Genomic DNA, 24,501 nt, shown 5'->3' on the forward strand with positions numbered 1-24,501 from the left:
GATGGTGGCGAGCAGCGCCACCCGCACCACATCGAGGGGATGACCAGCAGTGATCCGAGTCCTCGTCGCCGACGACGAGCCGCTCATCCGGGCCGGGATCAGGATGATCCTGTCCTCCGCCGACGACATCGACGTGGTCGCCGAGGCCGCGGACGGCCGGCAGGCCCTCGACCTCGCGCTGGCCCACCGGGTCGACGTCGTCCTGCTGGACATCCAGATGCCGGTCATGGACGGGCTGACCGCCCTCGGCGAGCTGCGCCGGGTGGTGCCCGGCGCGCGGGCGCTGATCCTCACCACCTTCGGGGAGCGCGACAACGTCCTGCGCGCCGTCACGGAGGGCGGGGCCGGGTTCCTGCTCAAGGACACCGCGCCGGCCGAGCTGATCCAGGCCGTCCGCGCCGCCGCCACCGGGAACGCCTTCCTCTCTCCCGCCGCGACCCGGTACATCGTGGACTCGCTGGCCGGCGCCCGCAGCGGCCCGGCCGCGGCCCGGGGCGCGTCCGCCCGGCAGCGGCTGGAGGTGCTGACCGCGCGCGAGCTGGAGGTGCTGGCCCTGCTGGGCGAGGGGCTCTCCAACGCCGACGCCGGCGCCCGGATCCACATGAGCGAGGCGACGGTGAAGACGTACGTCAGCCGGATCCTGGCCAAGCTGGGCTGCGAGAACCGGGTGCAGGCGGCGCTGCTGGCGCGCGACGCGGGGCTGGGTGGCGGGATCTGACCCGACCGGGTGCCCGGTGCCGGGTCCCCGGTCAGCGGGTGGCGATCCGCAGGGCGAGCCGGGTGTTGGAGTGGGCGACGCCCGCCTCGTGCTTCAGCCGGCGCAGCAGCTGGTCGAGTCCGGCGGCGTCGGCCACCCGGGCGCGCAGCAGGTAGTCGTACTCGCCGGTGACATGGGCGGCCTCGGTGACGCCGGGCAGTCGTAGCGCGGTGGTCTCGAAGGCGTCGCTGTCCGTCTCCGGCCGCAGCCGGACGTCGACGAAGACGGTCAGGCCCGGACGGGCGGTGTCGGCGGCCGGGTCGACCAGGGCGGTGAAGCCCCGGATCACACCGCTGCGGACCAGCCGGCGGACCCGGTCGGCCGTCGCGTTGGCACTCAGGCCCACCCGGGCGCCGAGGTCGCGGTAGGAGATCCGCGCGTCCGCGCGCAGTTCGCCGATGATTTCGCTGTCGAGGGCATCCATACCGCGATTGTCGCGGCCCTGGCCGGTTTCCGGCCGCCGTTGTCCCGGCGGGTGGGCCACGGTGGCGCCATGACTTTCGGGACGGCCCTCGGGGCCGGGGTGACGGCGACGGACCCGATCCAGGCCGTGGCGGCCGCGGCGGGGCCCGCGGCGGCGGCGCTGGCGGGCGTCGGGGCGGGGCTGGGCGTGGCGGTGCCGCTGGGGGCGGTCGGGGTGCTGCTGCTGGAGGAGGGGCGGCGCGGGCGCGCGGCCGCGGTGAGCGCGGCGTGCGCGGTGGCCTGCGTGGACGCGGCGTACGCGGCGCTCGCCACGGCGCTCGGCTCCCGATGGGCATCGACCTCCGCCGGCTGGGAGTCCTGGGCCCGGATCGGCTCGGCGGTGGTGCTGGTGGTGGTGGCGGTCCGGGGGCTGCTCGGGCTGCGGCGGGCACCGGGCGGGCCGGCGGGCCCGGGCAGGGCGGCCAGGGGCGGCAGGCCCTTCGTGGGCGCGGCGGGCGGGGGTGGGGCGGGGCCGGCGGGCCCTCCGGTCCGGGCCTTCCTGCGGTTCACCGCCCTGACCGCCGTGAATCCGACCACCGCGCTCTACTTCGCCGCCCTGGTCACGGGCGGTAGCGGCCCGCGGGGCGGCCCGGGTGGCGTGGCCTTCGTCGCCGGGGTTCTGGTGGCCTCGCTGCTCTGGCAGCAGGGGCTGGCGGCGGTGGGCGTCTCGGTGGGCGCGCGACTCTCGCCGCGGGCCCGGGCGCTCAGCTACTGCGTCGGGTACGGACTGGTCGTGTGCTACGCGCTGCGCATGGCGTGGCCACGCTGAGTGACAGGTGTGGGCGATGCCACGGGGGCGGCCCGCGGAACCGGGAACTCCGGTGGCGGTGGTGACGGTCCGTCGGCCCGCCATTGCTCTGTGTCGACGGTGTGGGGGGCCTCACAGATGGACAGGTGTGAGCGATGGCACGGAAATTGATCATTCGATCTTGAAAATGCGGTCAAACACGCAAATTTCGGGCACAGTTTCATGATCGATACCGCCGGTAACAGTCAACTGACCTGCGGCGTCCAAGAATTGCTTGAAGCCGCCCCGGGTGGGGCCGTAGCTTCATTGGCGGTGCAACGAGCACCACCCGGGTTCACCCCCGACGCACAGCCCGCCGACTGACCCCCGGCGCGAGGGCCGTGCCCGTTGACGCGATCGGCTCGAACAGGCCGTCGGCGAGCGAGGGTGGCCGGGGCGGCGCGGCACGTCCGACACGTGCCCGGCCGCCCGTCGAGTGAGGTGAGCGCGAAGGCCCTGCCAAGGGTCTGGTTCCGCCTGCCCGCCCGGGGCTTGTCGAGAGGACTTTCATGACGATCCGTAACGAGACCGCCGCTGCCACCACCAACACCACCACCGCCGGGAAGCGCCGCAGCCGTGCCCGTCTGGTGCTGGTCGGCGGGGCCGTCGCGGCCCTGCCGGTGGCCGGCCTCGTCACGGCCACCTCGGCCTCCGCCGCGTCCACCTCGACCTGGGACGCCGTCGCCCAGTGCGAGAGCGGTGGCAACTGGAGCATCAGCACCGGCAACGGCTTCTCCGGCGGACTGCAGTTCACCCCGTCCACCTGGGCCGCGTACGGCGGTACCGCCTACGCCTCGCAGGCCAACCAGGCCACCAAGGCGCAGCAGATCTCGGTCGCCGAGAAGGTGCTCGCCTCGCAGGGGCCCGGCGCCTGGCCGGTCTGCTCGGCGAAGGCCGGTCTGGCGAAGGGCGGCGCCCCGGCGGCCGTCGACACCGCCGCCGAGGCCGCCCCCAAGGCGCAGCAGCCGGCCAAGCCCGCCAAGCCTGCGCAGACCCCGCAGGCGAAGCAGGCCCCGGGCAAGGCCGCACAGGGCGACCAGGCCCAGAAGTCGCAGAAGACCCAGTCCTGGAAGTCCCAGGACACCGCCAAGCCGGCCAAGCCGGCCGCCGCCGACCGGAACGGCTCCGGCGGCAGCTACACCGTCAAGAGCGGCGACACCCTGAGCGACATCGCGGCCAAGTTCAGCACCGACACCGCGAGCCTGCACGCCAAGAACGTCAAGGCGATCGGCGGCAACCCGGACCTCATCTTCCCGGGTCAGACCCTCAGCGTCTGACGCCCGCCCCGCACCTCGCACCGAGCGGCCGCCCCGTCCAGGGGCGGCCGCTCGGGCGCGTCGGTAGGGTCGACGCCATGCCCCGACTGATCGGTGACGGCGAGTTGACCAGCTCGGACGTGGTCGCCAACAACACCATGAACCGCGAGCGAGGGCTCAGCGGCGTCAACAGCTACACCCGGGAGCTGGGCTTCGACCCGGCCGGGTGGCTGGGCGGCCGCTGCGGCGCCCCCAGCTGGCTGGACCTGTGCAGCGGGGAGGGGCGGGCGCTCGTCGAGGCCGCCCACCGGCTGCCGACCGCGAGCGTGCTGACCGGTGTCGACCTGGTGGGCCCGTCGGCCCCGCCGGCCGCCCTGCCGGCGGGTGCGGCGCGGCTGGAGCTGGTGACGGCGGCGGTTGCGGACTGGGTGCCGGAGCGCGCCTACGACCTGATCACCTGTGTGCACGGACTGCACTACCTCGGCGACCAGCTCGGTGCGATCGCCCGTGCGGCGGGCCGGCTGGTGCCGGACGGGCGGTTCGCCGCGCACTTCGACCCGGATTCGGTGCGCCGGGTGGACGGATCGAGCGCCGCGCGCGCCGTCCTGACGGCGTTGCGCGCGGCCGGGTTCGAGTACCGGGCCCGGCGGCACCTGCTGGTGCTGGACGGTGCGCGGACCGTGCGCCTGCCGTTCGGGTACCTGGGGGCGGACCCGGCGGCCGGTCCGAACTGGACCGGCCAGCCCGCGGTGGCCTCGTACTACCGGGAACAGGCGATTGTTGAAGATTGAACGCGACGTCCGAATACCGCCGGACTCGTGGGCGGCGCCGGTCGAGGATTGAGTCATGTCCGCGAACGAGTCAAGGAGTTCTGACGATATGACGATGACCCAGCTTGCGAAGCTCGACGGCAAGGTGGCCCTGGTGACCGGCGGCAGCCGGGGGATCGGGGAGGCGGTGGCCCTGCGGCTGGCCGAGGACGGCGCCGACGTCGTGGTCACCTACCAGGGCAGTGCGGAGCGGGCCGAGGCGGTCGCGGCCAAGATCACCGGCATGGGCCGGCGCGGCTGGGCCGTCCGGGCGGACAGTGCCGACCCGCAGGCCGTCCGGGCCGTGGTCGAGGCCGTGGCCGAGCGCTTCGGGCGGCTCGACATCCTGGTCAACAACGCCGGCGTCGGCGTGCTCGGCCCGATCGAAGAGCTCACGCTCGACGACGTGGACCGGGTGCTGGAGGTGAACGTCCGGGCGCCGTTCCTCTACGCCCAGGCGGCCTCGGCCCACCTGGCCGAGGGCGGGCGGATCGTCACGATCGGCAGCTGCGTCGCGAAGCACGTGGCCTTCCCCGGTGCCACGCTCTACGGGACGAGCAAGGCCGCCATGATCGGTCTCACCAAGGCGCTCTCGCGCGAGCTGGGCCCGCGGGGGATCACCGCGAACGTCGTCCACCCCGGCCCGATCGACACCGAGCTGAACCCGGCGGACGGTCCGTCGGCGGAGTTCCAGCGCGGGCTGACGGCACTCGGCAGTTACGGCCGGGTCGAGGACGTCGCGGCCACCATCGCGCACCTCGTCGGTGAGGACGGCCGGTACATCACCGGCGCCGAGATCGCCGTGGACGGCGGCCTCGCCGCCTGATCGGGCGTGGTCCGGCCTGATCGGGCCTGATCCGGCGTGGTCCGGCCCGTTCGGGTCGGCCGGCGGCCGGCGGTCGGCGGGCCGGTCGAACGGGGCGACGGCCGGCCCGGCGCGGTGTTGCGCCGGGCCGGTTGTCGGTCCCCCCGCTTACGATCGGCCGGTCCGACCGCCCGCCCCGAAGCGAAGAGGTGTGCCATGACCGCAACGGAAGACCCGATCGACCTGCTCGCCCGGGCCCTCGCCCAGACCGCCGGGCTGATCGACGGCATCGATGCCGAGCAGGGCATCCACCCGAGCACCTGCCGCTCCTGGGACGTCACCCAGCTCGTCAGCCACCTCCTGTTCGACCTGCGGCAGTTCACCCTCCGGGCCGAGGGCGGCGACCCGGACTGGTCACAGCCCTTCGACCGGGTCGAGGGCGACTGGCTGCACGCCTTCGAGGCCGGCGCCGAAGAGCTGGTGGCCGCCTGGCGCGCGGCCGGCGACCTGGACGGCGTCATCGAACTCCCCGGGGGGACGCACCTGCCCGCCCGTTTCCCGCTGGACCAGCAGATCGCCGAGTTCGCCGTGCACGGCTGGGACGTGGCCCGCTCCACCGGCCAGTCCACGGCCGGCCTGGACCAGGAGGTCGGGCGGGCCGCGCTCGACTGGGGGCGCGGCGCGCTGCGCCCCGAGTACCGGGGCAGCGAGGAGGAGCACCACTCCTTCGGCCCTGAGGTGGCCGCGCCCGAGGACGCTCCGGTCTACGACCGGTTGGCCGCCTTCTTCGGCCGGGACCCTGAGGCCCGCTGAGCCGCGGGCGGGGTGGCCGGTCGCCGGTGGCCGGCGCCCGGACCAACCGGCTCCGGCTCCCGCCCGTACGGAATCCGGCAGGATCCGCCGATGACCCGATCCGCGGTGACTTTGCGCAAGCCCGTGCTCGACGACTGGCAGGCCGTGCACTCCTGGGCCGGCCTTGAGGAGGCTTGTCGCTACCAGGCGTGGGGGCCGAACACCGAGGACCAGACGCGCGCGTTCGTGCAGACCGCCGTCGACGCCTGGTCGCACGCCCGTCAGCAGCGATACGTCTACGTCGCCCGCTTCGAGGGCGAACTCGTCGGCATGGGTGAGCTGCACATTCGCCATCGGCAGGGCGAAATCGCCTACATCGTGCACCCGAGGGCCTGGGGGCGTGGCGTGGGCACGGCGATCGGACGGGAGCTACTGTCGCGCGGGTTCGGGGAGTTGGGACTCCACCGGATCTACGCGACCTGTGACCCCCGCAACCTCGCGTCGGCCCGGTTGCTGGCCGGGCTCGGCATGACGTACGAAGGGCGGCATCGGCACACCGCGTTGATCCGGGACGGCTGGCGGGACTCCGAGATGTTCGGCATCCTCGAAGCGGAATGGCGGCCGAATCCCGGCGATGGACGGTGATCTCGCTGGTGCGGGCCCATTCGGGCAAGGGCGCGGCCACCGTTGTCGGCACGGGCCGGGCCGAGACGTTCCGGTTCGGCAAGGGTGTGGCCGGTCCGTCCCGGGCCGGGCTCAGGGTGTGGGGCGCGGTGCGGGCCCGGCCGTGGCCCGGGTGGTGAACACGGGTACGAGTCCGGGTGCGAAACCGGTCGTCGCCGTGGGTGCGGGGGCCGCCTGGGCGGCGGCGGCCTTCTTGATCGCCTCGCGGATCCGCGGGTAGGTGCCGCAGCGGCAGATGTTCTGGATCCCGTCGATGTCGGCGTCGGTCGGCGCCGGGGTGCGGCGCAGCAGGGCGACGGCCGTCATGATCTGGCCGGGCTGGCAGAAGCCGCACTGGGCGACGTCGCACTCCAGCCAGGCCTCCTGGACGGGATGCAGGACCTCGCCGTCGGCGAGGCCCTCGATGGTGGTGACCGTCCGTCCGGCGCAGTCCTTGACCGCCGCCGTGCACGGCTGGAACTCCTCGCCGTCCAGGTGGCTGGTGCAGGCGCGGCAGACACCGACCCCGCAGCCGTACTTGGGGCCGGTGACGCCGAGCTTGTCGCGCAGCACCCAGAGCAGTGGCATGTCGTCCGGCGCCTCGACGGTGACCGGCTGCCCGTTGAGGACGAAGGTGTGGCTGGGCATGGGGGTCGGGCCCTTCGAAGAGGTCGGTGGCGGCGGCGGACCGGAGCCACCGGGGGAGTGCGGGCGGCGGGTCAGAAGTCGAGCGGGAAGGAGCGCGGGGCGGTTCCGGTCGCGCGGGCGTAGGCGTTGGCGACCGCGGCCGAGGCCGCCGGGACGCCCAGCTCGCCCGCGCCGCCGGGTGGGCCGCTCGGCGGCAGCAGGTGGATCTCGACCGAGGGCGGGGTGTCCCGCTGCCGGGCGTAGCGGAAGTCCGAGAAGCTGCCCTCGCGGACGGCGCCGTGGTCGATGTGGTTGCCGGCCCGGAGGATCACCGAGATGCCGTCGATCAGCGCGCCCGTCAACTGGGCCTCCAGACCACTGGGGTTGATCACGCGGCCCACGTCGGCGGCGATCACCGCCCGGGTGACCCGCGGCCGGCGGGGGTCGGAGGCGTCCAGCTCGACCAGGTAGGCGACCCGGCCGCCGTTCTCGTCGTGGTAGCCGATGCCCTGGGCCTGGCCGGCGGGCATCGGGCGGCCCCACCGGCCGGCCTGGGCGACCTTGTCCAGGACGGCCCGGCCCTGGGCGTCGCGCAGCCGGGCCCGGCGGAAGGCGACCTGGTCCTGGCCGAGCCGCCGGGCCAGTTCGTCCATCATGATCTCGTCGGCGACCCGGACGGTGCCCGAGTAGACCGAGCGCCAGCTGCCGGTGGGCACCTCCAGCGGCACCTCGGAGAGCAACTGGGTCGGGACGCCGACGTTGTACGGGTTCTTCTCGCTGAGCAGGAAGAAGGCCTGGGCGAGGCTGATCCCGGCCACCGAGAGGTTGAACCCGGCGGCGGTGAGCGCCTCGCCGAGGCCGTGCCGGAAGTCGGTCCGCACGGTGGCGACCCGGTGTTCGTAGCTGAGCACCTGCCCCAGGCCGTAGGTGGCGCGCACCCGGTGGTGGCTGGCGGGGCGCATCCGGCCGTGGCGCATGTCGTCGTTGCGGGTCCACATCAGCTTGACCGGGCGGCCCGCCGCCCGGGAGATCTGGGCGGCCTCCAGTGCGGCGTCGAAGAACAGCCGCCGGCCGAACGAGCCGCCGCCGCGCACCACATGGACGGTGACGGCGTCCTGCGGCAGGCCGAGTTCGGCGGCGATGGTCTGCTGGGCCACGATCGGGGTCTGCGAGGCGAACCAGATCTCGGCCCGGTGGGGGCGCACGTCGGCGACGGCCGTCAGCACCTCCATGGGCGCGTGGTTGACGAAGGCGAAGTCGAACTCGCCGTCCACGTACTGGGTGAGCAGCGGCGGGACGAGGAACGGGGCGTGGGCGGCGCGGAGTCGGGCCCGGATGTCGGCGTCGGAGAGCGCCGCGACCGGACCGGGGTTCCAGGACGTGCGGAGCGCGTCGCGGGCCTTGAGCGCCTGGTCGAAGGTTTCTGCCAGGACGGCCACGCCGCTCGGGATCCGCACCACGCCGAGGACGCCGGGCATGGTGCGGGCGGCCGAGGCGTCCAGGGACCTGAGGGTGCCGTTGATGGTGGTCGGGCGGGCGACCACGGTCGGCACCGCGCCGGGGACGGCGAGGTCGCCGGCGTACTTCGCGCGGCCGGTGACGATGGACCGGGCGTCGATCCGCCCGGTCCGCCGGCCCACCAGGCGCTGCTGGTCGGCCGGCTTCGGGGTGGCGGGCACGGCCGGGACGGCCACGGCGGCGGCCTCGGCCGCGAGTTCGCCGTAACCGGCCCGACGGCCGTCGGGGGCGAGGACGGCGGAGTCGGCGGTGCGCAGCGTGTCGGCCGGCAGCGACCAGCGGCGGGCGGCGGCGGTGACCAGCCGGGCGCGGGCGGCGGCGGCCGCCGCGCGGACCGGGTCGTACAGCGAGCGGACCGAGTTGGAGGCGCCGGTGAGCTGGTTGAACAGCAGGTCGGGGCGGCCGTCGGAGAGCGGGACGTCGACATCGCCGAGCCGGGCGTCGAGTTCGTCGGCGACGAGCATCGCGATGGTGGTGGTGAGGCCCTGGCCGACCTCCAGCCGGGGGAGGTGGAGCGCGGCGCGGCCGTCGGGGGTGATCTCCAGGACCAGCAGGTGGGCGGTGGGCAGTCCGGCCACGATCAGCGCGTCGCCGAGGTCCAGGATGTCGGGGATGCCGGGCAGACCGAGCAACTGCGGTGCCTCGGCGGCCCGTTCGGCGGCGGCGTGGGCGGTGGCGGGTGCGGCGGCGTCGAGTCCGGCCCGGGCGGCGACGGTGAGGGTGGGGGCGGCCAGCAGATAGGTGAGGAAGCGGCGGCGGCCGGTGGGCCTGGCGGCACGGTCGGCGGCGGCCTGGGCGGCGGTGTCCCGCCCGCTGTCCGGGGATGCGACGGAGGTGCTGATGGCAGGAGCCCTTCGAGCCGGGGTCGGCTCCGGCCGGGCGGCCTCGGCGGCCCCGGCCCCGGTGCCGGATCACGAACGCGGTCGAGCATAGGAGGGGGTTACTGGCCGGTCAACACGGGCACTTCGGGCCGGAACGGGCATCTGCGGGGATGTCGGATGGGGCGGATACGGACGGCACCGCAGGGCGTGGCGGCGGCCGCGGTACCGCTGTCCGGGTGACGGCCGGGCCCTGCCCGTACGGGGGTTCGCCGCTCGGCCGCGGGTCCGGCCCGGGGTGTCCGCGGGCCCGCCGGCGAGCGGGACCGCAAAGCCGTAGGAGGAGCCCGTGCGGGTGGTCGGAGCGGACCGGGGCGGCCCGCTCCGACCACCCGCGGACGTCAGCCCTCCTCGGGCGCCGGGAACCCGAACCGCGCCAGCAGCTCGGCGGTGTCGAGCAGTTGGACACCGAGCCCGGCGACCTCGGCCAGCCCCTGCTCGCTTGTGCGGGAGATCGCGTCGGGCACGGCCACCACCCGGTAGTCCCGCTCGCTGGCCTGGATCAGGGTGGCCCGGGGGCAGTTCGGGAAGTTGCAGCCGACGAGGACGACGGTGTCCACGCCGTGCCCCTCCAGCAGCTCCTGCAGGGGCGTCCGGTAGAACGCGCCCCAGCGCGGTTTGAAGATCGCGTACTCGCTCGGACCCAACTCCTGGGCCCGCCCGGCCAGCAGGAGCCCGGGGTCGAGCGGGGGCGCGCCGAGCGGGGCGAGCGCCGGGGCGAGCCCGCTCCCCTCGGAGCCGGGCGAGACCAGGTCGGTGCCGGAGGCCAGCAGCGTCCGGCGGACCAGGTCGGCGTTGCCGCCGCCCTTCTCGTACAGCCGGACGACGTGGACCACCGGGCGGCCGGCGGCGCGGAAGGCCTCGACCGTCCGGCGCACCTGCGGCAGCACCTCGGTCGTGCCAGGGATGCCGTAGGGGCTCTCGGAGAGGAAGTCCCGCTGCAGGTCGATGGTGACCAGGGCGGAGGACGCCGGGTGCGGGGCGAGGTGCGGGTCGGCCGTCGTCATGCCGCCTCGATCAGGTCGGCGAGGAAGCGCTGCTCGATCCGCTCGACCGTGCGGAAGTCGTCGACGCTGACCTCCTGGAGGTCGATGGTGCGGCCGGAGATGCTCTCCAGCAGGTAGATGAACTCCAGGAAGTCCAGGGAGTCGATGAGGCGGCCCTCGATGAGGTCCTCCTCGCGGTCGATCTCCCGGTCCAGCTCGGGGTTCTTGGCGTTGATCCACTCGATGATCTGCTGCATGACAGCTCCTGGGAGGTTTCGAAGGTGTGCCGGCGACGCGTCCGTGACGGAGTCCGCGGGGACGGCGCCGGCCCGGCAGGCGGTAGGACGGGCGGGCGGTACGGGCGGCGCTCAGGCGGTGGTGCCCCCGGCGCGGCCCACCAGGAGGCGGGCCGACTGCTCGGCGGTGGGCAGCACCTCGATGTCCGACAGCCCGGCCGCCGTCATCAACTCCGCCATCTCGGCGGTGGTGTAGCTGCGGCCGCCGCTCCAGAGGGCGAGGGCGGAGAGGTTGTGCAGGGTGGTGAAGACCGGGGCGGTGCGGGACTCCTCCAGGAAGTGGCCGTGCACCAGGACCCGGCCGCCGGGGCGCAGCGCCGCCGCCGAACGCCGCAGGATGGAGAGGCAGTTCTCCGGGCTCTCCTGGTGCAGCACGTTGGAGAGCAGCACGACGTCGGCGTCGGTGCCGAAGGCGTCCCGGTAGTAGTCGCCGGTCCGGGCGGTGATCCGGTCGGCCAGACCGGCCTCGCCGATCACCTTGCCCGCCAGCTCGGCCACCGGCGCGAGATCGACCACCTCGGCCCGCAGCCCCTCCCAGACCCGGCAGAACGCGATGCTGTAGCTGCCCGCGCCGCCGCCGACATCGATCAGCCGCCGGGCGTCCTCGGGCGGCAGCGCCCGGGCGACGGCCTCCGCCGTCCGGGAGTTGTACTCGTGCATGCCGAGGATGAAGTCCTCGACGTACGCCGGGTCGTCGGTGAGCCGGCCGCTGCGGTCCTCGACCGCGCGGCCCTGCTCCAGGGCCTGGCCGAGCCGGCCCCAGGGCTGGTACCAGCGGCCCATCACCCGGACCCAGCGCACCAGCGACTCGGGCGAGCCGGTGGTGAGCAGGCGCTCGGCGGTGCGGGTGTTGCGGTACCCGCCGTCGGGGTCCCGGGTCAGCAGCCGCAGGGCGGTCGCGGCGTCGAGCAGCCGCAGCGCGGAGTCCGCGGGGACGGCGCATCGCTCGGCGACCTCGTCGACGCCCAGCGGGCCGTCGGCGAGTGCGTCGAACACCGCGAGCTCGACCGCGGCGATCAGTACCTGGGAGTGCCAGTAGCCGAACGCCAGCTGGCTGACCTGGGTCAGTCCGAGGTCCAGGGCCATGGGGTCACGTCCTTTCGGAGGGTCGGGGGGAGTCGGGGACCGCGTCGCCGGTGAGGGCGGCGTCGCCGGCGAGGGCGGTCCGGAACTCCTCGCGGAGCCGGGCGACCACCCGCCCGGCGGGCTCGACGGCCGTGATCCGCCCGCTGCCGAGGCCGGCGTAGCGGGCCATGGCGTCGATCCGGCCCTCGGCCTCGACGGTGGGGGCGGCCGCGGAGCCGCGCGGCACCGGACGGCGGACCCCCATCACGGTGGTCCAGGCGATCAGGGTGGCCGGCGGCGGCTCGGGCGAATCGGTGACCGGCCCGCGCAGCACCCGGTGCGGACGGCCGGGCCAGCCGATCGAGAAGCGGTCGGTGATCAGGGTGTCCGCGCCGGTCGCCGCGACGACGGCCGTCTTGTAGTCGTCGTGTGCGGCGGACTCCGCGGTGGTCACGAAGACCGTGCCGCACAGTGCGCCGCTCGCCCCGGCCCGGAGCGCGGCCAGCAGGCCGGCGCCGTCGGTGACGGCGCCGGCCACCAGCGCGGGCGGCTCCTGGTCGTAGGCGGCCAGCAGCTCGGCGAGCGGCCGGGTGCCGAGGTGGTGGCCGCCGGCCTCGGTGCCTTGCAGCACGACGGCGTGGGCGCCCAGCGCCGCGGCGGCGGCCGCGTCCTCGGGCGTGCCGACCTGGACGACCAGCCGGTGGCCGGCGTCGAGCACCCGGCGGGCCTCGGCCTCCGGCGGCAGGCCGTAGCTGTTGAGCACGAGCTGCCGGTCGGCCGCCTCGATCAGCGCGCCGATCTGCTCCGGGAGCAGCCGGCCCGACACCTCGGGGATCAGATTGACGCCGAAGGTGCGCGCCGTGCGGCGGGCGGTGTCGCCGATCAGCTCGACGGCCAGCGCCCGGTCGCCCTTGTAGAGCGCGACCGTGCCCAGCGCGCCCGCCTCGCTGACGGCGGCCGCCAGGGCCGGTCCGGCGATGCCGCCCATACCGGCCTGCACCAGGGGGAACTCCACGCCGAGGGCGGCGGCGCCGCGCTCGGCCGCGGCGAGCACCCGGGCCCGCTCCCCGGTGTCAGGCGCGGACATCGCGCACCCGGGCCAGTGCCTTCTCGGCGGTGCCGTGGGCGAGCAGCATCGCATGCACCCAGCGCTCGACGCCGAACGCGGTGCAGCTGCTGTGCGCGGTCGCGCCGCCCGAGGTGATGCCGAGCCGCTCGCCGAAGAAGTTGCGGTGGCGGTTGACCGAGGCGATCGCGGTGCCGTCGGTGGCGACGAACTCGTACTTCACCGGGTCCAGGGCCATCAGCTTCGCCCGGGAGCCGGTCCGGTCGTAGAACGGGTCGTTGGCGGGCTGGTACGACAGCTCGACGCCGAGGCGCCCGGCCAGCTCCTCGACGAAGACCCGGGAGGTGGCGAGGTGGTCGCGGGCACCGTCGGCCGAGCCGAAGTACACGACCTCGCGCATGTGGAAGCCCCAGAGCCGGCGCAGGCCGTCGTAGTGGTCCTCGTTGCGGAAGCAGCGGCCGACGGCGGTCAGCCGCAGCTCCTCGCCGACCTCCTGGCCCTCCAGCGAGAGCAACACGCCGTAGCAGGTGGCCGAGGGCAGCACGTAGCCGGTGGGCTCGACGGGCTGCCGGCCGGCCTCCGCACCGGCCGCCAGCTCGTCGACGGCCTGCTCGGACAGGCGGGCCGCGAGCACCCCGAGGTGGGGGAAGTTCCGGAAGTAGTCGAGCTTGGCCAGGCCCTCGACGGGCAGCAGCGGCGGGCCCACCACGGCGGGCGCGGCGACCTGGTCGGCCAGGCCGGTGAAGAGCGCGTCGAGCTCCAGCAGCAGCGCGGCCCGGTCGGGGTCGAGGGCGACCAGGCCGGGGCCGGGGTCGCGCAGCCGGACGGCGGCGGGCTCTACGGTCGATGTCATGCGAGCGGTACCTCGTTCTCGTGGATGGGGCCGGAGGGCTGGTGGTTCCGGTGGTTCCGGTGGGTCCGGTGGTTCTCGTGTGCCGGGGGTTCCGGTGGCCGGTGGTCCCGGCGGGGCCGAGGGCTCAGGCGGCCTTCGGTGCGAGCACGCCGATCCGGCGGTAGAAGGCGGTGGTGCGGCTGACGATCGCGTCGTGGACCGGCCCCCGGGCCGGGTCGGCCAGCAGCCGGGTGCGGAAGGCGAACGGGTCGGGGATGCCGGCGTCCCGGTAGACGTCCACGCTGTAGAGCTGCTGGATCGAGGCGTTGATGTACTTCTCGATGTACTGCCGGGCGGCGGTCAGCTCCTGCTCGTCGCCGGCCTCGCGCAGCCGGTCCCAGAGCGCGCGGACCAGCTGGGCGCCGAACGCGATGTGCCGGGACTCGTCCTGGTGGTGGACCCGGTTGATCGCCCGGATCGTCTCCGGCAGCGCGGTGTCACCGGCCATCTTGCTGTTGAAGTGGTCCACGATCTGCTCGAAGATCAGGATCCGGCTGAACACGATGAAGTTGTCGAACAGCGCGGAGTGCTTCTGGTCGCCGAAGCTCATCGCCCGGTTGGGGTAGAGCTTCCCGCCGTAGCGCAGGCAGAACTCGGCGAAGAACCACATGTGTTCGTTCTCCTCCCCCAGGAAGTGGTGGAAGAACGGCGTGGGGATCTCGTAGCCCGGGGCGTGGATGCGCGCCACGACCTCCTGCATCAGCTCGCGGATGCCGTGTACGTTCAGGCTGTAGAAGTTGACGCTCTCCCACTTGGCCAGCGTCAGGTACTGCTCGCGGGTGAGCTCGGCGGCCGCGTCGGTGCCGTGGACCGTCATCAGGTCCTCGCTCATCCACAGGGCGCCCTCGGGGATGCTCTCCGGCCAGTCGAAGGTCTGGTACGGGTTGTAGTACTCGTTCTCGGCGGCGGTGGTCAGGCGCTCGACGGCGGCGCTGACCTCCTCGTCCCAGATGGCGGGTGCGGTGCTGCTCATGGGTGCGTGCTCCTGTGCGACGGAGGGCTTCTGGGGGTACTTCGGGCGTACGTCGGGCGTACGTCGGGCGTACTTGGGCGAACGTCGGGCGCGCTCCGAGGTACGTGGACGTACTTCGGGCATGACCGGACCTACGCCGGGCGTACTTCGGCCGGGCGTACTTCGGTGGTGGGGGAGGGAGGTCGGGTCAGGAGCCGGCGACCGGGAGGGTGTCCAGGCCCGGCAGGCCGGCCGCGCTCTCCACGAGCAGCCGCTCGAAGGCGCGCAGCAGGCGCTCGATCTCCGGACGGGGGATCAGCGCGGTGTCGGCCATCAGGTACAGCAGGCAGGTGTCCGGCTCGTAGGTGGTGTGCACGAAGAAGTCGGCGTCCTGGCGCTCCCAGGTGCCGATCAGCGAGACCTCGGTCTTCTCGGTGAGCGCCCGCAGCTGCTCCGCGGAGCCGTCGGTGGCCGGCAGCCGCTCCCAACGGTCGTGCAGGCGGACGTCGTTGAAGAAGGACGCGAGCCGCAGGGTGCCGCCGCTCGCCTCCCGGGCCGCGTCGATCACCCCGTCGACCACCAGCGGGTCGTACTGCGCGAAGCGGTAGGCGTTCATGCCGGCGAGGAAGGTGGCGCGGATGACCTCCTCGAAGGTCGACCGGGCCACGTCCAGCGAGAACAGCGCGTTGGCGGTCATCGCGGCCACCAGGCGGCGGCTGCGCTCGTCGTGCCGGTTGACGGCGATCAGCTGCAGGACGGCGGTGCTGTTCCCGGTGTACGCGCCGAGCAGTGCGGCCGTCCCGGCGAGCAGGACGGTACCGGTGCTGACCCCGCAGCGGTCGGCGAGCGCGCTGGCGGCCACAGCGGTGGCGGGCGAGTCCATGCGCAGCCGGACGAACCGCTCGGCGGCGTCCGTGACCGGGGAGGCCTCGCCCGCGACCGGCGGGAACCGGGTGGCCGGGAACATCGTGGGCGGCAGGCCCGCGAGGCTCCGGCGCCAGTAGTCGACCGAGGCGGCGCCGCGGGCGGCGCCCGGGCCCTCGGTCTCGAATCCCGCCTGGTCCAGCGGCTGCCAGGCCGGCGGCTGCGGGTCCTGCCCGGCGAGCAGGTCGCGCAGGTCCTGCTCGACCTGCTGCACGCCCCAGAAGTCGACGCCCAGGTGCGAGAAGACCAGCGCGACCTGGACCGGCTCGCCCTGCTCCGTCACCACGGCGCAGCGGAACGGCCACTCCTCGCGGTGCCGGAAGGGTTCGGCCGCCAGCGCCCGGGACACCTCGTCGGCGACCGTCGCGCCCTCGCCCGGCGGGGCCTCGTGGACGGGGACGGCCAGCTCGCCGGAGGCCGACACGTGCTGCACCGGCCCCTGCCCGGTCTGCTCGAAGCGGGTGCGCAGTGCCTCGTGGCGCGAGATCAACCGGCCCAGTGCGTCTTCAATCTGATGGCTCGTCAAGCCTGGTGGTGCGGACACGACCCGGGGGATGTTGTAGTAGTGGGCGCCTTCGTCGAGCCACTGGATGGACTTCCAGATGGCGCGCTGACCCCAGGTCATCGGGGCGCTCCCGGTCCGGTCCCCATGGAACCGGAGGGAGCCGACACGACGTTGTTCCATGCCTATGCCTCTCGGGGCTGCGCCGCGTCAGCGGCGCGGTCGGTTGACGGCGTGGTGCGGTGCGGTGATGCGGTGGGGCTGCCGCGTCCTCGGCCGGGCGCCACGGCAGTGGGGCGCCTCGGGGGTGCGGTGCATCGCTCGGGGACGTGCGGGCGGGCCCGGTCGACCGCCGTACGCGGCCGGCCCGGCGGAACGCGAGGCGGGAGCGGTGCGGCGGGCGGCCGGCGGTCGCGGGGACGGTGCGGCGTGAAGTCCGGTGGAGGGTGGGACGCCGCGGAGGGTGGGGCTGGCTGTGGGCCTCGCCCTCGGTCCGGCTTCCAGAGGTGCGGGGCCACCGATCGGGCGGCGGCCCACGTCGACCCCGGTCCGAGGTGAAGGACGGAGACACCGACCCGGCCGGCCGGTTTGCTCCCTTCCGCTTCGGACCCTAGCGACCACCGCTTCGGGTTGTCCAGCACCTTCCGGCGGCCCGCGCCGCCCCTCGGCCGGGCGGGCCGAACCACCCGGCCCGCCCGGAACCGGCAGTTCCACGAATTCCTTGACGTGACCACTGGTCTAGTCCAAGCTGATCGCGGCGCACGATCATGAGCAGCAGCGGAACAAAATCGGTTGTCACCCACGCCCGCCCCTCCGCCGACCGCCCGGGTACCCCGTGGCTCCTGCTCGCGCCGAACCGCACAGCCGCCGGTCCTGCTTCGGGGTGTCTTCCAGCACCGGTACGAACGACCGCGGTCGACGACGCGTCACGCGTCCGCTCCCTTCCTCGCCGGCCCGGCAGTCCGCCGGTTCCGTCCGTCCGTCCTTCCGGTCCACGTCCTGTGGTTCGCCCTGCACGTCGTTCACCCGGCTCATCGTTCGCCCTGCACGTGGTTCACCCGGCTCATCGTTCGCCCTGCACGTCGTTCACCCGGCTCGTCGGGCCGGTGCCTCACCGGTCCGCCGGCTTCGTCAGCACACTTGTCCACGGGGGTTTCAAGGTGTCGTCATCCGTTCCGTCTGCCGACGCCGGCTGGCTCGGCAGCCGCGTCAGGCGCTGGCGCGCCGTCGTCGAGCTGCTGCGCCATGCCGGCGCCGGCCTGCTCGTGTCGGGCGCCGTGGTCCACCTCGTGGTCGGGCTGCTGCCGATCGCGTTCATCGCCTGGACCAGCCGGGTCATCGCGGACATCCCGGCCGCCGCGGCGGCCGGGGGCACCACGGGAGCGGACTGGGAGAAGGTCGCCGCGGCGCTCGGCATCGCCGTCGGGGCGTTCGTGCTGCAGCAGTTGCTGACCCCGTTCCAGACCGTGGTCAGCGAGGTGGTCACCCGCCGGGTGGACGGCGCCTGCATCGGCCGGCTGATGGACGGCGCGCTGAACGACCTGCCCGCGGCGGAGCTGGAGCGGCAGGACGTGCTCGACCTGCTCTCGGACGCCCGCAGCGCCTTCGACCGGGCCCGGCCCACCCCGGGCGACGCCGCCGCCGGAGCCCTGGCGCTGATCGCCCGCTACGCCCAACTGGCGGGCGCCGCCGTGATGGTGGCGGTCACGCTGGGTGTCCTCCCCGGGGTCATGGTGGCCCTCACCGCCCTGGTCATCCGCTTCGGTCAGCGCGGCTCGCTGGGCCGCTTCGCCACCCTGCTGGGCTCGCTGGCCGCCCCGCGCCGCCGGGTCGGCTATCTGCGGCGGGCCGCCGGCGGGCCCGAACTCGCCAAGGAGACCCGGATGCTGGGGCTGCTCCCCTGGCTGCTCGGCCGTCACGAGCGGGAGGCCCGCGAATACCTCGAACCGCTCTGGACCGGGCGCCGCCGGCTGCTCTTCTGGCCCTTCGTCGGCCTCGCGGTGGTCGGTCTGCTCGGCGGCGGCACCGCGCTCGTGGTCCTGGCCCGCAGCGGGGTCGACGGCACGCTGTCGCTGCTCCAGCTCTCGGTGGCGCTCCAGGCCGTGCTGATCCCGATGCGCTTCGGTGTCTACTTCCCGGAGAGCGACGTCCAGACCCAGTACGGGCTGGCGGCCTACGACTCCCTGGTCCGCTTCGAGGCCCTGGCCCGCGCTCGGGTGCCCGCGCGGCCCGGCGTCGGCCCCGCGCCGGACTCCGCCGCCGGGACCTCGCCCGCCGGTATGTCGCCCACCGGGACCTCGCCCGCGATCGACGGTCCGATCCGCTTCGAGAACGTCGCCTTCCGCTACCAGGAGGACGGCCCCGACGTGCTGCGCGGCCTGGAGCTGGAGCTGCGGCCGGGCCGGTCGACCGCGATCGTCGGCCTCAACGGCTCCGGCAAGACCACCCTGGTCAAGCTGCTGGCCGGGCTCCACGAGCCGACCGAGGGCCGGATCACCGCCGGCGGCACCGACCTCGCCGGGCTGCCCGCCGAGGCGTGGCAGCGCCGGATCGCCGTCATCTTCCAGGACTTCACGCGCTACCAGCTCACCGCCGCGGAGAACATCGGGATGGGCCGGCCGGAGCTGCTCGGCGACCGCGAGGCACTGCTCGCCGCCGCCGAACGGGCCGGAGCGGCCGAGATCGTCGCGCGGCTCCCGAAGGGCCTGGACACCGTCCTGTCCACCCAGTACGAGGGCGGCAGCGACCTCTCCGGCGGGCAGTGGCAGCGCATCGCGCTGTCCCGCGCCCTGCTCGCGGTGGACGCCGGCGCCTCGCTGCTGATCCTCGACGAGCCCACCGCGCAGCTCGACGTGCGGGCCGAAGCGGCCTTCTTCGACCGCTTCCTGGAGATGACCGAGGGCATCACCAGCGTGATCATCGCCCACCGGTTCTCCAGCGTGCGCCGCGCGGACCGGATCGTCGTGCTGGCCGACGGCGGCGTGGCGGAGAGCGGCACCCACGAGCAGCTGATGGAACTTGACGGCCGCTACGCCGAGCTGTTCAGGATCCAGGCGGAGCGGTTCGCGCGCGACGAGGAATCCGGCGACGGCCCGACCGGCGCGCAGGACCCGGACGGACAGGAAGAGGACCGCACCATGCGCCCGGTGGGTGCCCGATGACCACACTGTTCCACGCCGTGCGCCGGCTGCTGAGGCTCGCCGTGCACTGCGATTCCCGCCGGCTGACCCACGCCGTTCTGCTGATGACCGTCGGCTACCTGGCCACGCCGCTGATCGCGGTCAGCCTCAAGGAGCTGACCACGGCCGCCATCGACGGCACCGGCTCGGCCGCCACCTGGCTGGCGCTCACCACGGCGCTCCTTCTGGTCGTCGAACTGACGATGAATCACTTCGCCCACCTCTCCTACTTCGAGCTGGGTGAGCTGGAGGAGCTCAGCCTGCAGGCCGAGGTGATCTCGATCGCCCACGGCGACCGCGGCCTGGAGAAGCTGGACCGCGCCGATGTCGCCGACGCCCTGACCCTGATCCGCGAGGAGCTGCCGCGCACCCGCGCCGCGCTCGAAGCTGTCCTCCAACTCGGCGGCCTGGGGCTTCAGATGGCCGTCACCGCCGTCCTGCTCGGACTGCTCAACCCGTGGCTGCTGCTGCTCCCGCTGTTCGCCGTGGTGCCCGTGCTGGTCGGCAACCGGGCCCAACTCCTGGTCGATCGGGGCAAGGAGGCCACCGCGCCGGAGAACCGGCTGGGCCGGCACCTGCTCGAACTCGCCACCACCCACGCCTCCGTGAAGGAGGTGCGGCTGTCCGGCGCCGCGTCGGTGCTCATCGAGCGCCACGGCCGCGACTGGCGGCGCGCCACCGGCACTCTGGCCCGCGCCCACGCCAAGGCCGGACTGCTGCGCGCGGCAGGGCAGTTGGCCTTCGCCGCCGCGTACGGTGGTGCGATCTACCTGGTCGCCCGGCAGACCGTGAACAGCGGCGCCGGCGCCGGCATCGGCGACGTCATCCTGGTCATCACGCTGGCCGCGCAGGTCAGCCTTCAGGTCTCCAGCGCGCTCACGCTGCTCTCGGTGCTCCAGGGCGCCGGCCGCACCCTGCAGCGGCTGGACGGGCTCCGCGAGCCGCGCCGGGAGGAGGCGGCGGGCGGCGCCGTCCCCGAGGCCATGACGGTCGGCATCCGCCTGGAGGGCGTCACCTTCCGGTACCCCGGCCAGCAGCGGGCCGTCCTGGACGACGTCACCCTGGACATCCCGGCGGGCGCGGCGCTCGCCGTGGTCGGCGAGAACGGCGCCGGCAAGAGCACCCTGGTCAAGCTGCTGTGCGGGCTCTACCGGCCCACCTCCGGCCGGATCCTGATCGACGGCGTCGACCTGGAGGAGTGCGACCCGCAGCTCTGGCAGCGCCGGGTGGCCACGCTGTTCCAGGACTTCGCCCGGCTGGAGCTGAGGCTGCGGGACAACGTGGGCATCGGGGACCTGGAGCGGCTGGACGACGACGCGGCGCTCACCCGGGTTCTGGAGAGCGCCGACTGCGGCCCGGCGCTGGCCCGGGTCGACGGCGACCTCGACGGGCTGCTCGGCCGCGGCTACGGCGACGGGGCCGAACTCTCCGGCGGCCAGTGGCAGAAGCTCGGCCTGGCCCGGGCCCTGCTGCGCCGCCGCCCGCTGCTGGTGGCGCTCGACGAACCGGCCTCCGCCCTGGACGCCACCGCCGAGCACGTGCTGTTCGAGCACTTCGCCGACCTCGCGGCCCAGGCCCGGGCGGACACCGGAGCGGTCACCCTGCTGGTGTCGCACCGCTTCTCGACGGTGCGGATGGCGGACCTGATCGTGGTGCTGGAGGGCGGCCGGGTCTCGCAGGTCGGCAGCCATGCCGAACTCGCCGCCGCGGAGGGCCTGTACGCGGAGCTCTACCGTCTGCAGGCCCGCGTCTACCGCTGAGCTCTGCCGTCGGCGGGCCCGCGTTCGCCGCTGGGCCGACGGCCCGGTCCCGCCCCCTTCGTCGGGGCCGGGGCCGGACCGGGACCGGCCCGGCCCTGGCGGCGAAGTGGCCCACTCCGGTGCCACACCACTGGCCCTGTCGGCCGGTCCACCCGCTCCCTAGCATTGATCCTGTCAGTGCGACCGAGCGGCCGACGGCCGCCCGACCCGGGAGAGCTGTGTCGATTCGATCCGTCCCACCGGCCGGGGCCCGGCGGACCCTCGCCGCCGCCCAGTTGATCAGCTCGATCGGCGACGGCGCGTACTTCACCTGCTCGGCGCTGTACTTCACCCACGTCGTCGGCCTCTCGCCCGCCCGGCTCGGCCTCGGCCTGGCCGTCGCCTGGGCGATCGGCTCGCTGGCGGGAGTCCCGCTCGGCCACCTCGCCGACCGGCGTGGGCCGCGGGGCACGGCGGTGCTGCTGGCCCTGGCCACCGGTGCGGCCGTCGCCTCCTTCCTGGTCGTCCACTCCTTCGCGGCGTTCCTGCTCGCCGCCTCCGTGTACGCCACGACGCAGTCCGGGCTCACGGCCGCGCGCCAGGCGCTGGTCGGCGGCCTCGTTCCGCGCGAGGAGCGCACCGAACTGCTCGCCCGGCTGCAGTCCACCCTCAACGCGGGACTGGCGCTCGGCGCGGCCCTCGGCGGCGTCGTCCTGACCGTCGGCACGCGGACGGCCTTCCTCGCTGCCTTCCTGGTGACCGCGCTGGGCTTCCTGGGCGCCGGACTGACGCTGCTGCGACTGCCCGAGGTGGCGCCCGGCCGGGACCGGACCGGCGCCGCACCCCGGCTGGAGGTGCTCTCGGACCGGCCGTTCGCGGTGGTGACCCTGCTCAACACCGTCCTGCTGCTGCGGATGCCCCTGCTCAGCCTGGTGATCCCGCTCTGGATCGCCGAACGGGCGCCCGGGCTCGGCTGGTTGGGATCGGGCCTGTTCGTCCTCAACACGGTCGGGGTGATGCTCTTCCAGGTGCGGGTGGCCCGCCGGGTCACCGGACTGCGGACCGCCTCGCGGGCCGTGCGCGAGGCCGGCGTCGTCCTGCTCGTCTCCTGCGTGGTCTTCGGCGTGGCCGCCGCCGCGGGCCTGCCGCCCTGGGCGCTGGGCGGGCTGCTGGTCGCCGCCGCGGCGCTCCAGGTGGCCGGTGAGCTGCGGCAGTCGGCCGGCTCCTGGCAGATCGCCTTCGACCTGGCGCCGGCCCATCAGACCGGCCAGTACCAGGGGTTCTTCGGCTCGGGCGTGGCCGTGGCACGCACGGTCGGGCCGCTGCTGCTCACCACGCTGCTGCTGAGCTGGGGCACACCGGGCTGGTTGCTGCTGGGCGCACTGTTCGCGGCGGCCGGTTGGGCGATGGGGCCGGCGGTGCGTTGGGCGGAGCACCGCCGCCCGGGAGCGGTGGCGGAGCCACCGGCGGCGCAGGCGCTACCCGCGCGAATCTGACGGGCCATCACCAGTAGGCGGGCGCTGTCCGGATGGTGAGGGGGTGCGGACGGCCTGCGGCGGATTTTGCGCCAAATCCTGTTCCGATAACGGAAATTGTTGGACAGATGGCGTCGCACCAGAAGAATCCACGGCGGTACGTGGTCTTCCCCTCCCGAGGAGCGGCTGCCAGGCTGACCGGGTTTGCAGAACCGGAGGAGGTTACGTGTCCCGTATCACCAGTCTCGCGCTGGCGGTCGCCAGCGCGTTCGCGCTCGTCGCCGGCACCACCGCCGCCGCCTCGGCGGCCCCCGACCCGGGCGCGGCGGCCGCCGAGGCCCGGGTCGACCCGGTCGCCTGGGCACCGTGCAATCCCGACCCGTCCAAGCCGGACCCCGGGATATACGACTGCGCCGTCTACCCGGTGCCGCTGGACTACGCGCACCCGTCCGGCGAGAAGATCGGCATCGCCATGATGCGCCGGCGCGCGGGTGACCCGGCGAAGCGGATCGGCTCACTGTTCCTCAACCCCGGCGGCCCGGGCGGCAGCGGCTACCTCTGGGCGACCACGACCCGCTTCGAGCCCGAGGTCCAGGCCCGGTTCGACCTGGTCGGTTTCGATCCGCGCGGCGTCGGCCTGAGCAACCCGCTGAAGTGCTTCGGCACCGACGAGGAGGCCAATGGCGTCTTCGACCGGCTGACCGGGGTGCCCGTCACCAAGGCCGAGATCGACGGCACGCTGGCCGCCACCCGGGACTACACCGACGCCTGCGACCGCAACGCCGGCCCGCTGATCGAGCACATGTCGACCGAGAACGTGGTCCGTGACCTCGACCGGATGCGCCGCGGGGTCGGCGACCGCCAACTCTCCTTCGCCGGCTTCTCCTACGGCACGCTGATCGGCGCCACCTACGCCAACATGTATCCCGACAAGGTCCGCGCGGTGATCATCGACGGCAACGTCGACCCGAACCTGCGGCTGCACGACGGCCTGGAGTACGACCGGCAGCGCGCGAACGGCTTCGAACTCGCCCTGGACGAGTACCTGAAGCGCTGCGCGGCGGCCGGTGCGCCGCGCTGCGCCTTCGGCGCGGGCGACACCCGGGCGAAGTTCGACGCGATCCGCGACCACCTGCGCACCTCCCCGGTCACCCTGCCGAACGGTACCCAGGTGACGCTGTCCAGCTTCACCAGCCAGGTCGCCAACGCGCTCTACGCGCAGAGCCGGCAGGCCCCGCTGGCCACCTCGCTGCAGGCGCTGGACGACGTGCTCCGCCAGCAGAAGGCCCCGTCCCTGGCCGTCCCGAAGAACGCGGCCGACGCCGACCCGCTGGCGGTGACCGTGCCCGCCGCGCTGCGCGAGGCCCCGGCGGACACCCCGTACTCGGCGGACGACTCCTACTACGGCGTCAACTGCCAGGACAAGCCGTACCCGTCCAACCCGCGGGCCTTCGTCAACGCGGCCCGCTCCTGGGAGCGCGACGCGCCGACCTTCGGGCGCTACCAGGCCTTCGACGCGCCCGCCTGCGCGACCTGGCCGGCCCCCGCGCGTGACGTCGAGCGGTACACCGGCCCGTGGAACCGGCGCACCGCCACCCCGGTGATGGTGATCGGCAACCTCTACGACCCGGCCACCCAGTACACCTTCGCCAAGCGCATGCAGCGCCAGCTCGGCAGCGCCGTCCTGGTCAGCGTCGACGTGATCGAGCACTGCGCGGTCGGCCGGAGCAAGGAGCTGAACAAGCTGGTCACCTCCTACCTGGTGAGCCGGCAGGTGCCGGCTCCCGGCCAGCTCCTCAAGCCGGACGCCGAGGCCTTCCCGCCGGTGGCCTGACCCCGCCGGGTCGGCAGGCAGCCGACGGGCGACCGGCCCCCCGTCCGTGCGGCGGGGGGCCGGTGCGCGGGCCGGCCCCGGCTCGGGGGAGGGGCCGGTGCTCGGTCCGGCCCCGGCCCGGGGGAGGGGCCGGTGCGCGGTCCGGCCCCGGCCCGGGGGAGGGGCTGGTACTCGGTCCGGCTCGGGCTGGGGCCGGTGCTCGGGCCGGCTCGGGCATGGCGTAGGTTTCCCTTCGGA

General features: G+C 74.2%; 20 protein-coding genes and 1 pseudogene. 11 read left to right on the plus strand and 10 right to left on the minus strand.

Going from position 1 to position 24,501, the window contains the following annotated elements:
- Positions 1-49: 49 nt before the first annotated feature.
- Positions 50-718 (plus strand): response regulator transcription factor, encoded by a 669-nt coding sequence (locus ACIF6L_RS35895; protein WP_329491108.1) that lies wholly within the window; start codon positions 50-52, stop codon positions 716-718.
- A 31-nt stretch (positions 719-749) separates the two neighbouring features.
- On the opposite strand, the gene ACIF6L_RS35900 is transcribed toward ACIF6L_RS35895, so the two are convergent.
- Entirely contained in the window at positions 750-1,181 is a 432-nt protein-coding gene (locus ACIF6L_RS35900) for an Lrp/AsnC family transcriptional regulator (protein ID WP_329491109.1), read from the minus strand.
- Positions 1,182-1,250: 69 nt separating this feature from the next.
- On the opposite strand from ACIF6L_RS35900, the gene ACIF6L_RS35905 reads away from it, so the two are divergent.
- From ACIF6L_RS35905 to ACIF6L_RS35930, 6 genes are all read left to right on the plus strand, one after another.
- Entirely contained in the window at positions 1,251-1,988 is a 738-nt protein-coding gene (locus ACIF6L_RS35905) for a LysE family transporter (protein ID WP_396490775.1), read from the plus strand.
- Positions 1,989-2,515: 527 nt separating this feature from the next.
- Positions 2,516-3,283 carry a transglycosylase family protein gene (locus tag ACIF6L_RS35910; protein WP_396490774.1) on the plus strand — a complete coding sequence of 256 codons (768 nt, stop codon included), beginning with the start codon at positions 2,516-2,518 and terminating at the stop codon, positions 3,281-3,283.
- A 77-nt stretch (positions 3,284-3,360) separates the two neighbouring features.
- Complete coding sequence (locus tag ACIF6L_RS35915; RefSeq protein ID WP_396490773.1) at positions 3,361-4,053, plus strand: class I SAM-dependent methyltransferase; 693 nt, start codon at positions 3,361-3,363, stop codon at positions 4,051-4,053.
- Positions 4,054-4,147: 94 nt separating this feature from the next.
- Positions 4,148-4,897 (plus strand): SDR family oxidoreductase, encoded by a 750-nt coding sequence (locus ACIF6L_RS35920; protein WP_329491113.1) that lies wholly within the window; start codon positions 4,148-4,150, stop codon positions 4,895-4,897.
- 195 nt (positions 4,898-5,092) lie between these two features.
- A complete protein-coding gene (locus ACIF6L_RS35925; RefSeq protein ID WP_396490772.1) occupies positions 5,093-5,689 on the plus strand; it encodes a TIGR03086 family metal-binding protein in 597 nt (198 codons plus the stop codon).
- Between the two features lie 90 nt (positions 5,690-5,779).
- Positions 5,780-6,313, plus strand: coding sequence for a GNAT family N-acetyltransferase (locus ACIF6L_RS35930; RefSeq protein ID WP_396490771.1), 534 nt, complete (start codon positions 5,780-5,782; stop codon positions 6,311-6,313).
- A 219-nt stretch (positions 6,314-6,532) separates the two neighbouring features.
- On the opposite strand, the pseudogene ACIF6L_RS35935 reads toward ACIF6L_RS35930, so the two are convergent.
- The 9 genes and pseudogenes from ACIF6L_RS35935 to ACIF6L_RS35975 form a co-directional block, all read right to left on the minus strand.
- Positions 6,533-6,979, minus strand: a pseudogene (locus ACIF6L_RS35935) ((2Fe-2S)-binding protein); the annotation flags it as partial.
- Positions 6,980-7,050: 71 nt separating this feature from the next.
- The gene (locus ACIF6L_RS35940) at positions 7,051-9,108 is read right to left on the minus strand and encodes a molybdopterin cofactor-binding domain-containing protein (protein WP_396490770.1); all 2,058 of its coding nucleotides are present in this window, start codon (positions 9,106-9,108) and stop codon (positions 7,051-7,053) included.
- 587 nt (positions 9,109-9,695) lie between these two features.
- Positions 9,696-10,361, minus strand: a complete 666-nt coding sequence (locus ACIF6L_RS35945) for a cysteine hydrolase family protein (RefSeq protein ID WP_396490769.1) — start codon at positions 10,359-10,361, stop codon at positions 9,696-9,698.
- Positions 10,358-10,597 (minus strand): acyl carrier protein, encoded by a 240-nt coding sequence (locus tag ACIF6L_RS35950; RefSeq protein WP_329491118.1) that lies wholly within the window; start codon positions 10,595-10,597, stop codon positions 10,358-10,360. The genes ACIF6L_RS35945 and ACIF6L_RS35950 overlap by 4 nt, the downstream gene beginning before the upstream one ends.
- Before the next feature lie 111 nt (positions 10,598-10,708).
- The gene (locus tag ACIF6L_RS35955; RefSeq protein WP_352293773.1) at positions 10,709-11,722 is read right to left on the minus strand and encodes a methyltransferase; all 1,014 of its coding nucleotides are present in this window, start codon (positions 11,720-11,722) and stop codon (positions 10,709-10,711) included.
- Between the two features lie 4 nt (positions 11,723-11,726).
- On the minus strand, positions 11,727-12,788 hold the full coding sequence (locus ACIF6L_RS35960) for an NAD(P)H-dependent flavin oxidoreductase (RefSeq protein WP_396490768.1): 1,062 nt from the start codon (positions 12,786-12,788) through the stop codon (positions 11,727-11,729).
- Positions 12,775-13,620, minus strand: coding sequence for an aminoacyl--tRNA ligase-related protein (locus tag ACIF6L_RS35965; RefSeq protein ID WP_352293770.1), 846 nt, complete (start codon positions 13,618-13,620; stop codon positions 12,775-12,777). The genes ACIF6L_RS35960 and ACIF6L_RS35965 overlap by 14 nt, the downstream gene beginning before the upstream one ends.
- A gap of 124 nt (positions 13,621-13,744) precedes the next feature.
- Complete coding sequence (locus ACIF6L_RS35970; protein ID WP_359807746.1) at positions 13,745-14,632, minus strand: diiron oxygenase; 888 nt, start codon at positions 14,630-14,632, stop codon at positions 13,745-13,747.
- Positions 14,633-14,819: 187 nt separating this feature from the next.
- Positions 14,820-16,160 carry a condensation domain-containing protein gene (locus tag ACIF6L_RS35975; protein WP_396490767.1) on the minus strand — a complete coding sequence of 447 codons (1,341 nt, stop codon included), beginning with the start codon at positions 16,158-16,160 and terminating at the stop codon, positions 14,820-14,822.
- Between the two features lie 1,037 nt (positions 16,161-17,197).
- On the opposite strand from ACIF6L_RS35975, the gene ACIF6L_RS35980 reads away from it, so the two are divergent.
- The 4 genes from ACIF6L_RS35980 to ACIF6L_RS35995 all read left to right on the plus strand — a co-directional run bounded on the left by ACIF6L_RS35980 (position 17,198) and on the right by ACIF6L_RS35995 (position 24,264).
- Complete coding sequence (locus ACIF6L_RS35980) at positions 17,198-19,198, plus strand: ABC transporter ATP-binding protein (protein ID WP_396490766.1); 2,001 nt, start codon at positions 17,198-17,200, stop codon at positions 19,196-19,198.
- The gene (locus tag ACIF6L_RS35985) at positions 19,195-20,976 is read left to right on the plus strand and encodes an ATP-binding cassette domain-containing protein (RefSeq protein WP_396490765.1); all 1,782 of its coding nucleotides are present in this window, start codon (positions 19,195-19,197) and stop codon (positions 20,974-20,976) included. Before ACIF6L_RS35980 ends, ACIF6L_RS35985 begins: the two co-directional genes overlap by 4 nt.
- Before the next feature lie 218 nt (positions 20,977-21,194).
- The gene (locus ACIF6L_RS35990) at positions 21,195-22,451 is read left to right on the plus strand and encodes an MFS transporter (protein WP_396490764.1); all 1,257 of its coding nucleotides are present in this window, start codon (positions 21,195-21,197) and stop codon (positions 22,449-22,451) included.
- A gap of 205 nt (positions 22,452-22,656) precedes the next feature.
- Positions 22,657-24,264 carry an alpha/beta hydrolase gene (locus ACIF6L_RS35995; protein WP_396490763.1) on the plus strand — a complete coding sequence of 536 codons (1,608 nt, stop codon included), beginning with the start codon at positions 22,657-22,659 and terminating at the stop codon, positions 24,262-24,264.
- The last annotated feature ends 237 nt before the right edge of the window (positions 24,265-24,501 follow it).

The organism is Kitasatospora sp. NPDC086009 (genome assembly GCF_044540385.1).
GTDB lineage: Bacteria > Actinomycetota > Actinomycetes > Streptomycetales > Streptomycetaceae > Kitasatospora.

Coding starts and splice junctions, on each gene's coding strand:
- ACIF6L_RS35910 (WP_396490774.1), top strand. CDS start 2,516: ATGACGATCCGTAACGAGACCGCCGCTGCCACCACCAACACCACCACC.
- ACIF6L_RS35985 (WP_396490765.1), top strand. CDS start 19,195: ATGACCACACTGTTCCACGCCGTGCGCCGGCTGCTGAGGCTCGCCGTG.
- ACIF6L_RS35920 (WP_329491113.1), top strand. CDS start 4,148: ATGACCCAGCTTGCGAAGCTCGACGGCAAGGTGGCCCTGGTGACCGGC.
- ACIF6L_RS35915 (WP_396490773.1), top strand. CDS start 3,361: ATGCCCCGACTGATCGGTGACGGCGAGTTGACCAGCTCGGACGTGGTC.
- ACIF6L_RS35900 (WP_329491109.1), bottom strand. CDS start 1,181: ATGGATGCCCTCGACAGCGAAATCATCGGCGAACTGCGCGCGGACGCG.
- ACIF6L_RS35945 (WP_396490769.1), bottom strand. CDS start 10,361: ATGACGACGGCCGACCCGCACCTCGCCCCGCACCCGGCGTCCTCCGCC.
- ACIF6L_RS35955 (WP_352293773.1), bottom strand. CDS start 11,722: ATGGCCCTGGACCTCGGACTGACCCAGGTCAGCCAGCTGGCGTTCGGC.
- ACIF6L_RS35950 (WP_329491118.1), bottom strand. CDS start 10,597: ATGCAGCAGATCATCGAGTGGATCAACGCCAAGAACCCCGAGCTGGAC.
- ACIF6L_RS35925 (WP_396490772.1), top strand. CDS start 5,093: ATGACCGCAACGGAAGACCCGATCGACCTGCTCGCCCGGGCCCTCGCC.
- ACIF6L_RS35905 (WP_396490775.1), top strand. CDS start 1,251: ATGACTTTCGGGACGGCCCTCGGGGCCGGGGTGACGGCGACGGACCCG.
- ACIF6L_RS35975 (WP_396490767.1), bottom strand. CDS start 16,160: ATGACCTGGGGTCAGCGCGCCATCTGGAAGTCCATCCAGTGGCTCGAC.
- ACIF6L_RS35965 (WP_352293770.1), bottom strand. CDS start 13,620: ATGACATCGACCGTAGAGCCCGCCGCCGTCCGGCTGCGCGACCCCGGC.
- ACIF6L_RS35970 (WP_359807746.1), bottom strand. CDS start 14,632: ATGAGCAGCACCGCACCCGCCATCTGGGACGAGGAGGTCAGCGCCGCC.
- ACIF6L_RS35930 (WP_396490771.1), top strand. CDS start 5,780: ATGACCCGATCCGCGGTGACTTTGCGCAAGCCCGTGCTCGACGACTGG.
- ACIF6L_RS35960 (WP_396490768.1), bottom strand. CDS start 12,788: ATGTCCGCGCCTGACACCGGGGAGCGGGCCCGGGTGCTCGCCGCGGCC.